At 32.2% G+C, this 11,363-nt stretch carries 10 protein-coding genes; 6 read left to right on the top strand and 4 right to left on the bottom strand.

All coding sequences use genetic code 11. From position 1 onward, the window contains the following. Positions 1-122 precede the first annotated feature (122 nt). The 3 genes from ACIQ16_RS00295 (at position 123) to ACIQ16_RS00305 (ending at position 3,472) form a co-directional block, all read left to right on the top strand. On the top strand, positions 123-1,217 hold the full coding sequence (locus tag ACIQ16_RS00295) for an endonuclease/exonuclease/phosphatase family protein (RefSeq protein WP_396148018.1): 1,095 nt from the start codon (positions 123-125) through the stop codon (positions 1,215-1,217). A 68-nt stretch (positions 1,218-1,285) separates the two neighbouring features. Further along, positions 1,286-1,819 carry a 3-hydroxyanthranilate 3,4-dioxygenase gene (locus ACIQ16_RS00300; protein WP_396148019.1) on the top strand — a complete coding sequence of 178 codons (534 nt, stop codon included), beginning with the start codon at positions 1,286-1,288 and terminating at the stop codon, positions 1,817-1,819. Positions 1,820-1,918: 99 nt separating this feature from the next. Further along, positions 1,919-3,472, top strand: coding sequence for an aldehyde dehydrogenase family protein (locus tag ACIQ16_RS00305; protein WP_396148020.1), 1,554 nt, complete (start codon positions 1,919-1,921; stop codon positions 3,470-3,472). Positions 3,473-3,578: 106 nt separating this feature from the next. Here the strand turns inward: ACIQ16_RS00305 and ACIQ16_RS00310 are convergent, their stop codons facing one another. The 4 genes from ACIQ16_RS00310 to ACIQ16_RS00325 form a co-directional block, all read right to left on the bottom strand. Continuing rightward, the gene (locus ACIQ16_RS00310) at positions 3,579-5,192 is read right to left on the bottom strand and encodes a DUF1501 domain-containing protein (RefSeq protein ID WP_396148021.1); all 1,614 of its coding nucleotides are present in this window, start codon (positions 5,190-5,192) and stop codon (positions 3,579-3,581) included. Positions 5,193-5,197: 5 nt separating this feature from the next. Then, positions 5,198-7,006, bottom strand: a complete 1,809-nt coding sequence (locus tag ACIQ16_RS00315) for a DUF1800 family protein (protein ID WP_396148022.1) — start codon at positions 7,004-7,006, stop codon at positions 5,198-5,200. Between the two features lie 188 nt (positions 7,007-7,194). Continuing rightward, on the bottom strand, positions 7,195-7,770 hold the full coding sequence (locus ACIQ16_RS00320) for a PhnA domain-containing protein (RefSeq protein ID WP_396148023.1): 576 nt from the start codon (positions 7,768-7,770) through the stop codon (positions 7,195-7,197). A gap of 53 nt (positions 7,771-7,823) precedes the next feature. After that, a complete protein-coding gene (locus ACIQ16_RS00325; RefSeq protein WP_396148024.1) occupies positions 7,824-8,561 on the bottom strand; it encodes a metallophosphoesterase family protein in 738 nt (245 codons plus the stop codon). Positions 8,562-8,684: 123 nt separating this feature from the next. On the opposite strand from ACIQ16_RS00325, the gene ACIQ16_RS00330 reads away from it, so the two are divergent. The 3 genes from ACIQ16_RS00330 (at position 8,685) to ACIQ16_RS00340 (ending at position 11,299) form a co-directional block, all read left to right on the top strand. Next, the gene (locus tag ACIQ16_RS00330; protein ID WP_396148025.1) at positions 8,685-8,924 is read left to right on the top strand and encodes a ferrous iron transport protein A; all 240 of its coding nucleotides are present in this window, start codon (positions 8,685-8,687) and stop codon (positions 8,922-8,924) included. Then, positions 8,925-11,027: a ferrous iron transport protein B gene (feoB, locus tag ACIQ16_RS00335; protein ID WP_396148026.1), complete on the top strand. Its 2,103-nt coding sequence runs from the start codon at positions 8,925-8,927 to the stop codon at positions 11,025-11,027. 146 nt (positions 11,028-11,173) lie between these two features. Further along, positions 11,174-11,299, top strand: coding sequence for a FeoB-associated Cys-rich membrane protein (locus ACIQ16_RS00340; protein WP_396148027.1), 126 nt, complete (start codon positions 11,174-11,176; stop codon positions 11,297-11,299). The last annotated feature ends 64 nt before the right edge of the window (positions 11,300-11,363 follow it).

Raw genomic sequence — 11,363 nt, forward strand, 5'->3', positions numbered from 1 at the left:
ATTAATACCTTACAAGCAATTTAGTAACAAACTAAAAAGCTAACAAAGATAAAACAATAAATTAAATTATTTACCTTTGTTTCAAATTTTACACTTTATATAATTATAACTTAACCTTAAATATGAACATCAAATCAATTTACAGTGCTTTAGCGATACTATTATGTGTTTCTGCAAGTTTTTCTCAAGGAAAAAAGACCTACCTGGTTAATACAATTGCTTTTTACAATTTAGAAAACTTATTTGATACCATTAATGACCCAAATATAAATGATGAAGATTTTATTTATACGCCTGAAAATTATAAAGATAAACTTCAAAAATTAGAACGAGTAATTTCTCAACTTGGAACAAGCGCCGAGCAAAAGAATTCTCCAGTGATTTTAGGCGTAGCCGAAATTGAAAACAGACAAGTATTAGAAGACCTATGTAAGCAACCACTTTTAGCTGCTAAAGGCTATTCGGTTATTCATTTTGATTCGCCAGATAGACGTGGAATTGATACCGGATTTTTATATCAAAAAGGACATTTTCAACCTACGAGTTATAAAAATTATGCCTTAATCGTTACAGAAGATGAAACCGATAAAAAAGCAAAAGACAAAGAAAAAGTAGAAGATACCGATGATAATGTGGTAGACATAAAAACCAAAAGAATTTACACTCGAGATCAAATATTAATGACAGGATTATTAGACGGTGAAGAAATGCATTTTATAGTAAACCATTGGCCTTCGCGCAGAGGTGGTGAAAAAAGAAGTAGTCCGCTACGTGAAGCTGCAGCAGCATTGAATAAAAAAATTATCGATTCGTTACAAGTTATTAATCCAAATGCGAAAATCTTCACAATGGGCGATTTGAATGACGGCCCTTTTAATAAAAGTGTGAAACAAGTTTTAGGCGCAAAAGGAGATGAAAAAGAAGTGCAACCGTTAGGACTTTACAATCCTGCCGAAAAATTAATGAATAAAGGAATTGGAACCTTAGCTTTTAGAGATTCTTGGGATTTTTTCGATCAGATTATCATTTCTGAGCCTTTATTGAGAAAAGATTATTCTTCTTGGAGATATTGGAAAGCTGGGGTGTACAATGCACCTTTTATGATTCAACAAACGGGTCAATATAAAGGATATGCTTTACGAAATACTTCGATTGGACCTGGATATTCAGATCATTTTCCATCCTATATTTACTTGATAAAAGAAGCCAAAAAATAAAAAATAATTGAAGGTACATTAAAAGTGCCTTTTTTTATTTTGTAACTTTACCTTTTAAAATTCTTTTTATGTCAATTGCAAAACCTTTCAACTTGAATAAGTGGATAGAAGAAAACAGACATCTTCTTGTTCCGCCAGTTGCAAATAAAAATTTATATATAGATTCTGGCGATTATATTGTTATGATTGTAGCAGGACCTAATGCCAGAAAAGACTATCATTATAACGAAACTGAAGAATTATTTTATCAGTTAGAAGGCGATATTACTGTGTATATTCAAGAAAACGGAGAAAAAAAAGCGATGCATCTTTCCGCTGGAGATATGTTTTTATTACCTGCTAAAGTACCGCATTCGCCAAGCAGAACAGAAAATTCTATTGGTTTAGTAATTGAAAAAAAACGAAATCATTTAGATGTAAAAGACGGATTGCTTTGGTTTTGCGATTCTTGCAATCACAAACTTCACGAAGTATATTTTGAGTTGAACAATATTGAAAATGATTTCCTTATACATTTTAGTGATTTTTATGCTTCAGATGAAAAAAGAACGTGTAAAAAATGTGGAACGGTTATGGAAAGCAATCCAAAATTTGTAAAATAACCACATCTATATTCTATTCTCTATAATCTATAATCTAAAAGTTAAAATCAATTTATTACCTTTGTATAAAAATAACAAAATCATTTAAAAAAGTTAAAAATGTCAACAATAGCCTCACAATTTGGAATGCCTGAAGCTTTAAAAGCACTTGGAATAAAAGAAATTAATGAAGGAACCTCAACGGGTTCTAACAGTTTTTCATCTGGAGAAATCATTGAAAGTTATTCGCCAGTAGATGGTCAATTAATTGGAAAAGTTAAAACAACCACAGCTGCTGATTACGAAAAAGTAATGCAAAGTGCTACAGCTGCATTCAAATCGTTTCGAGCTATGCCAGCACCGCAACGTGGTGAAATTGTTAGACAATTTGGAAATAAATTAAGAGAATTAAAAGAACCTCTTGGAAAATTAGTTTCCTATGAAATGGGGAAATCGTTACAAGAAGGATATGGTGAAGTACAAGAAATGATTGACATTTGCGATTTCGCAGTAGGTTTATCCAGACAATTGAACGGACAAACCATTCCGTCTGAACGTCCTGGGCACGTAATGAGAGAACAATGGCATTCCATTGGAGTAGTAGGAATTATTTCTGCTTTTAACTTTCCAGTAGCCGTTTGGGCTTGGAATACGGCATTAGCTTGGATTTGTGGTGACGTTTGTGTGTGGAAAGCTTCGGAAAAAGCACCTTTATGTTCTATCGCTTGTCAGAATATTATTGCAGATATTTTAAATGAAAATCAGTTACCAGAAGGAATTTCTTGTATCATTAACGGCGATTACAAAGTAGGCGAAATGATGACTACAGACGTAAGAATTCCATTAATTTCTGCTACAGGTTCTACCAGAATGGGAAGAATTGTTGGCACTACTGTGGCACAACGTTTTGGAAAATCTTTATTGGAATTAGGCGGAAACAACGCCATTATTATCACACCAACTGCCGATTTAAAAGTAGTAGTTCCTGGAGCCGTTTTTGGAGCGGTTGGAACAGCTGGACAAAGATGTACTTCTACAAGACGATTAATCATTCACGAAAGTGTATACGATAAAGTAAGAGATGCCATTGTGGGTGCTTACGGACAATTAACCATTGGGAATCCGTTAGATCAAAAAAATCATATAGGACCGCTTATTGATACAGATGCGGTGAACACGTATTTAGCAGCAATTGAAAAAGCAAAAGCAGAAGGTGGAAAAGTATTAGTTGAAGGTGGTGTTTTATCAGGTGAAGGATACGAATCTGGATGCTATGTAAAACCAGCCATCATTGAAGCTGAAAATCATTTTGAAATTGTACAACACGAAACGTTTGCCCCTATTTTATATCTAATGAAATACGAAGGCGAAGTGGAAAATGCAATCGAAAAACAAAATGGTGTGGCACAAGGTTTATCTTCAGCCATTATGACAAATAGCATAAAAGAAGCTGAGAAATTTTTATCTTTTGCGGGTTCCGACTGTGGAATTGCAAATGTAAACATCGGAACTTCTGGTGCAGAAATTGGTGGTGCTTTTGGTGGTGAAAAAGAAACAGGCGGCGGAAGAGAATCGGGTTCAGATGCTTGGAAAGTGTATATGAGACGACAAACCAATACCGTAAACTATTCGGATCAATTGCCATTAGCGCAAGGTATTAAGTTTGATTTGTAGAATTGAAGTGATTAGTGAAAAGTAATTAGTGATTAGTCGCTTTTTAAGATAAAGAAAAACCCCTGCAATATTTTTGCAGGGGTTTTTTGGTTTTATAGGTAAGGAATTACTCAATAATAAATTTCTTATATACTTTTTTTCTGTTCCATTCAATAGATAATAGGTACATTCCAGAAGATAAATTTTGATAATATAAGGTGCTATTATTTTCTAAGATAAATTCTACAGTATTGTAAATTAAACTTCCATTAACTGAAAACACAGTAAATTGCACGTTAGTATTTACGGTATCTGAAAACAAAACCTTTAAAATTCCGTCTTTGGATGGGTTTGGATACAATAGTACACCTTGGTTATTTTCATCTTCAAAATTGATACTATCACTTAAAGTAGCATCAAATATGGGTAATTTTACATAATTACCTCCCAAAACTTCTGCGGCTTCAGTCTCAGACATACACAACCAATCTTGCATCACAGTGGTATAAATTTGTCTGTAATCAAACTGCATTGGAATTTGATCATTTACCGCAGCATTTGTTGGTAAAACAGGAGAAGTTCCTATCATTCCAGGAATTGGGTGCGTCGTATTTGCCACTTCATTAGGGCTGGTGTTTAGTGCGCCACCAAAGAAAATAACTGGTGCTGCCGAACCGTGGTCTGTTCCTTTACTTGCGTTACTTTTAATTCTTCTACCAAACTCACTAAACGTCATTCCGGTAACATCATTATCTTTACCCATATAGGTAATTTCTTGTTGAAACGCACCAATAGCTTGAGACAATAAGGTCAAATTTATAGCTTGAGAACCTTGCGTTTTATCAGTACTATCTACCTGATTTTCGTGTGTGTCGTGCGTATTAGGATGATTTACAATGTAAACTGGAGTTTGTAATCCTCCATTAATAAGTTTGGCTACAATTTTTAACTGGTCGGCCAATTTGTTACTTGTTGGATAAGTAACTCCCGAGTTTAATGCAAAATTATAAGCGGTTTGAATCACATTTCTATACACATTACTTTGGTCTTTCATTAATCGAAGAAAAGTAAGTTCGTGTCCATAATCTGAATTTGGCGAAGGGTCTGTAATACCGTTAATCACATTAAGTAACGCATTTGGATCTGGAGCACTGTAACCCATATTCATATTTGGTCCTTGCAATGAAAAAGGCAACGTTGACCCAATTTGTATGGCTAAAGGATGCGGCATTTCAGGCGAAGGATAATCCATTGGGTAATTTGGATATTTAATATCTAATGCTCTACCAAGCCAACCGCTATTTAAATTTTGATTACTTCCCGATGCCGTAAACCAAATATCAGTTGCTCTGAAATGACTATAATTTGGATTGGGATAAGATACCCCCTGCACAATCATCATTTTTCCATTATTGTACAGATTTTTCATTTCTGTCATAGCAGGATGTAATCCAGTAGTAGCGTTATTATTTAAAGTTAACACGCTACTTTCTGGCATTAATATATTAGCACGCGCATTAACTAAATTGCTCCATTTGTCCAATGGAAAAACCGTATTTAGCCCATCATTACCACCATTTTGTTGAATAATAACTAATATTTTACCACAGTTTATGGCAGAAAGCGCCATTTTTTCTAATGTTACACTATCAACTTCCGAAGATGCCATAACAGGAATACCATTAAATAAAAGTGGCGTTGTTGCTAAAGCAGTAGTTTTTATAAAATTTCTTCTTTTCATAACAATTACATTAGTTGATATTCTGAAAGTTGCGTAATAGCAAGTAACAAACTTTTTAATCTTGTTTTTACGATACTGGTAAAACCGGCATTTGTTGGATTGTTAACATAATTGCTCCATGCACCAGACCAGTAATAATTTTCTACTTGATTTGATAATAGATTCTGTACTTTTAAATTGTTTTTTACGGAACTACTTAAATCAATAGGAAGTAAATATTTTACACATTCGTTTACTAATAAGTCTGGATCAGAAATTACTGAGGGTGCAAACTGAGAAACCCACGCAATCACATTTACTTCAATTCGGGTTGTTAACCCATTATATGTTAAATTAAAACCATTAAAAATAGCATCAATAAATGCAGCTCTTTTTTGTACCGTATTTGAATTAATCCAATACTCGTGAAAATTTGGATTTTGATAATAGGCTGGCCATCCTGCAACATTTGGAATGGCTCCCATTGTTTGATCCATAGTTAGTAAATAACGACTACTTATGGCACTCCAAACAGAATATTGCGCATAATAATTTGTTTGGTCAGTTACATTATAATTGAGATTAAAAGTACGAAGCGAACCAATAACTAAATCGAAAGGTGATTTAATATACACCCCATAATTTGCCATATCATAAAAATGCTGACTTTTAAATAATTTATCTAAAACTGGTGCAATTTCCCAATTATTAGCAACAAAATGTTGCGCTAAAGGCACAATAACATTCGCTTCTATATTGGCATCAATATCATAATAAACAAAATAACGGTACAATCGTCTGCAAATATATTCGGATACGACTTGCGATTTTGAAAAAATCATATCAATAAATGCATCTAATTCTGCACTACCATTACTTGCAATAGTAGTATTATTAAAAAAAGCTGAAAATTGTTTTGTACTTGTATTGTGTTGCGTTGAAACAAAGCTTGTTGTAGTTGGATGTGCATTTAAATTTTGAACGCGCCAACCGGTAAGAATCTTTGCTGCTGCCACCACATCAGCTTCTGTAAACTGACTCAAAGGATCTTTTCCAAGCGTAAAAAGCTCCATTATTTCTCGAGCAAAATTTTCGTCAGGCGCATTACTGGTATTGGCTTGATTATTTAGATAATACATCATCGCAGGTTGTGTTGCAACATTTCGTATTAAAGTTTTAAAATTGCCTAAACCATTATTCCTAAAATTTTGAACATATTCGTGAGATATTCTTGCTGAATTTGTATTACAGTAGGTATTTTGAGAAAGTCTAACCGTATTAAAATCAACAGGAATAAAATGATACCAAAACCAAGTCATTTTCTCTCTTATATTGAGTTGTTGGTTTAATGCCAAACCCAAATTCCAAGAAGCAACGCTATTTATCCTGTAAATATTTGTAGTGTTTCCAATACTTGTTGAATTAAAGGCGTGTTGTGTCCAGTTACTCCCGTATGGAATATTTCCCTCATCAGCAAAAATATTCTGATAGTAATTAACTGGTGGATTTGGTTGTGTATTTGGGACTGTTAATAGTGAATTAACACTCGAATTAAAACCCGCTTGTAAAAAAGGGCCAACGTCTGAAAATTTAAAGCCAAATTGTGTTCTTCGTAATAAATGTAAAACCGAAGCCGTATTCCAAGCACCAGCATATGGAGTTAAACCGCTTGTGATGTTACCTATTCTATTGGTTTCAGCATTTGCGTCAATAGATTGGTACCTTCTTAAGCCATAGTTTTTTCTTTTATATTTTTCAAAAAGAGGATCTTGACTTTCTTCTCTTCGAAGGAATACTTTTTTAAAAAGATTTCTTCTCGAATATTTTTTTTCCATACCCTAAACTTAACACATTAATTATTAGACTATTAAATCTAAAAATGGTTTAATATTTTTTATAAAAATACAAAAAAAAATATTTAAAAATAAAAACCCTGCAAATTAAGGTGTATGCAGGGTTTTATATCTCTAAAATTCTGACAGGTTTTTGAAGCCTGTCAGGATTAATACGATACATTAACTAATTACTTCGTTTTCTTCACGTATTGTGTTAAAATATAAATATGTTGGTTTTCTACTCTACCTTCAATCAAGTTAGCATCATCCCAAACTACTTTTATATTATGTACTGCTGCGCCTCGTTTTGCAGTAAACGTAGCGCCTTTAACATCTAAATCTTTAATTAACACCACTGAATCGCCATCTTTTAAAATGGCACCGTTGCTGTCTTTATGAACAATTTTATTTTCGTCTTCTTCTTCGCCTTCGCCTGTAGCTTTTGCCCATTCTAATGCTTCTTCGTCTAAATACATCATTTCTAAAGTATCGATGTTTTTTAAACGTGCTAACATTCTCCAAGATAAAATTTGAACAGGTAAATTTTCGTTCCACATACTATCAGATAAGCCTCTCCAATCATTTGGATTCATAATATCTGGGTTTTCCACTTGATCTTTTAATTGCTTGGTCAATAAAACCGAATGAGCTAAACTTTCTTCTGTATAAGGTGGTAAAGTGTACACCACTAAATCCAATTCGGCACCACTAATTTCACATTTTGACTCGCTTCTGTCTTTTAATTTTCTTTCAATTACACTCATTATTTCTGTTTTTATGGCTGTTATTTATTCCTAATTATGGGCAAATATAAGTATTAATTTCTTCCTATTTCGTTTGGATAAAACTTACGCAATTCATCACTTTGCCAAAACACTTTAGAAGTACAATCCATTATAGTTAATACCCCATAAAAAGCGGCTCCAGTATCTAAATTCCAAACAGAATTTTTACAAAGCGGCGGCACAATTTCAGTTTTAGAAACAGGCGTGTGTCCGATAAATATTTCAGAATAAATTTTTAATCTTTTTGGATATAAAGGCGAATCTTTATCCATATTTTCATCTAAACACAAAGCCACTTCCCAAAGCGTTCTATCCCAATATAATAATTTGGGGAAAAACTCCTGTGAAACGCCATTCATATTTGTAAAACCCGCGTGAATGAACAACCTGTTTTCAGCATCTAAATAATAATTTCGTAATGATTTTAAAAAGGCAATGTGTTTTTGTTTCGTTTCATTTGAAACAATTAAATACGCATCAACAGTAGCTTTGCCTCCATGTTTAAACCATAGTTCTTCTTTTAAGTTTTCATGTCGATTTTCTAACCAATCCAAAAGCAATTCATCATGATTTCCTTTTATAAAAATACATTTTTGTTGTTCCGATAAGGCAATTAAAAAATCTAAAACGCCTGGCGATTCGCTCCAACCATCTACATAATCTCCTAAAAAAATTAACGTATCATCTGCTTTTATTGCTGCTTTTTGTAGCACTTGAATTACTGCTTTTAATCCGCCGTGTATGTCTCCAATGACTAAGGTTCTGCTCATTTGTTGATTTTAAATACGGTTACTAAGGTACAAATATTTGTTCAATGGTAAAACATGATAATTGTTAGGTTTTTGTTTTCGGAATATGTTATCTTTGTATTTTAATTCAATCTAAATAAGTTTGTGAAAAATAGTAATGCTAGTGTATTAAAAAAGGGACAAATGGCTCAAATTTCGGATATTAATATTGATGAAATTCCATTAAAACTTATTGAAATGGGTTGTTTGCCTGGTAATACTATCCAATTAATTCAGGTGGCGCCAATGGGAGATCCTTTATTTTTTAATATAAACGATGCTAAAGTGGCGATTAGAAAAAAAATAGCTCAAGAAATCTATATTTTACAAGAATCTATTCAATAAATGTATTCTAATACCATAAAAGTTGCGTTAATAGGGAATCCAAATGTGGGTAAAACTTCTGTTTTTAATCAGTTAACAGGATTAAATCAGCAAGTGGGAAATTATCCTGGAATTACTGTGGATAAAAAAACAGGCATTTGTAAACTCAATCAAATTACGAAAGCTAAAATTATTGATTTACCAGGAACGTATAGTTTAAATGCCAATTCTATTGATGAAAATGTAGTAATTGAACTGCTATTAAATAAAAATGATGAAGATTTTCCAGATGTGGCTGTTGTGGTTACTGAAGTGGAAAACTTGAAGAGAAATTTATTGCTTTTTACACAAATAAAGGATTTGGAAATTCCAACGTTACTTATAATTAATATGAGTGACCGAATGAAACAAAAAGGAATTGAACTAAACATTCCGTTGCTTGAAACAGAATTAAAAACCAAAATTGCCTTAATAAGTTCCAGAAAAAATATTGGAATTGAGTATATAAAAGAATTAATTTTAAATTACAAAAATCTTTCTACAGAAGCTTGTTTAAATTCGAGTTCTATTGATATAGAATATTTTAATCGTCTTAAAAAAGCATTTCCAAATCAGTTACTTTATAAATTATGGCTGGTAATTACGCAAGATGTAAACTTCCTAAATTTAGAACGAAACGCAATAGAAAACAACTTTACCCGATCGCACTCTGATTTAAAAAAACTACAACAAAAAGAAACCATAAAAAGGTATCAATTTATTAATGATACGTTGAAGATTACCCAAAAAATCGACAAATCAAAAGCGACCGATTTTCAAAGTAAATTAGACAATATTTTAACTCACAAAGTCTTTGGATATTTAATTTTCTTTGGCATATTATTACTTATTTTTCAATCTATTTTCGATTGGAGTAGCATTCCAATGGATTTTATAGATACTACTTTTTCAAAATTTAGTGCATTAACTAAAGAGAATCTTCCGAAAGGAAAATTTACAGATTTACTTTCTGACGGAATCATTCCTGGAATTGGAGGGATTATTATTTTTATTCCACAAATTGCCTTTTTGTTCCTGTTTATTTCTGTTTTAGAAGAAAGCGGTTATATGAGTCGTGTCGTATTTTTAATGGATAAAATTATGCGAAAATTCGGCTTGTCCGGAAAAAGTATTGTGCCTTTAATTTCTGGAACGGCTTGTGCTATTCCTGCCATAATGAGTGCTCGAAATATTGAAAATTGGAAAGAACGTTTAATTACAATTTTAATCACACCTTTTATTACTTGTTCTGCACGCTTACCAGTTTACGCCATATTAATTTCATTAATTATTCCAGAAAAACGATTTTTAGGTTTCAGTTTACAAGGTTTAACTTTAATGGCATTGTATTTATTGGCTTTTGTGGTAGCAATTGGCTCGGCATATTTACTAAATAAGGCACTAAAATTAAAATGCAAATCGTATTTCATTGTAGAAATGCCGAGTTATAAAGTTCCTCTTTTAAAAAATGTAGCCCTAAATGTTCTTGAAAAAACAAAAGCATTTGTAACGGGAGCTGGAAAAATAATTTTAGCTTTATCAGTAATTTTATGGTTTTTAGGCTCACACGGACCTGGAGAAAATTTTAATAACGCGCAAGAAATCGTTGAAAAACAGGTATATTCTAATGAACAAAAAATAAATCCTTCTGTGATTGAAAATAATGTTTCAGCTTATAAATTAGAAAATTCCTACATTGGGATTATGGGAAAAACCATTGAGCCTGCCATAAAACCATTAGGTTACGATTGGAAAATTGGAATTGCTGTTGTAAGTTCTTTTGCAGCCAGAGAAGTATTTGTTGGAACACTTGCCACCATTTATAGTGTAGGAAATCAGAGCGAAGAAGAAGCTACTATAAAAATGAAAATGGCGGAAGACATTGATGCTAAAGGAAATAAGATATTTAATTTTGCCACTGGAATTTCATTACTGTTATTTTATGCTTTTGCGATGCAATGCGTAAGTACACTTGCTATTGTGAAAAAAGAAACCAACTCGTGGAAATGGCCGATTATTCAACTGGTTTTTATGAGCGGATTTGCTTATTTGGTTGCACTAATAGCATATCAAACACTAAAATAGGTTTTTAAACACATAAACACAAAGTTTGCTTTTAATTTGTTATGAACAAGTTAATATTAGAACTTTTTTATAAACACAGATTGTAGAAATTTATTTAATTTTAATAATCCGTGTTGTTAACTTAAAAATTTAAAAAATTGGAATTTATGAATTTGCAAGAAATTTTAACATACATCTGTTTGACTTTAGCCGTTGGTTTTTTATTAAAAAAATTCTTTTGGAAGAAAAAAGCAAATAAAAAAGGTTGCGGAGATGACTGCAGTTGTCATTAATAGTTCTAATTCAAAAAAAAAATGAATTTTTACATTTTTAATATTTAAAAAAATGTTCTTAATT

Origin of the sequence: Flavobacterium sp. (genome assembly GCF_044360715.1) — a bacterium.
Classification (GTDB): Bacteria; Bacteroidota; Bacteroidia; order Flavobacteriales; family Flavobacteriaceae; genus Flavobacterium.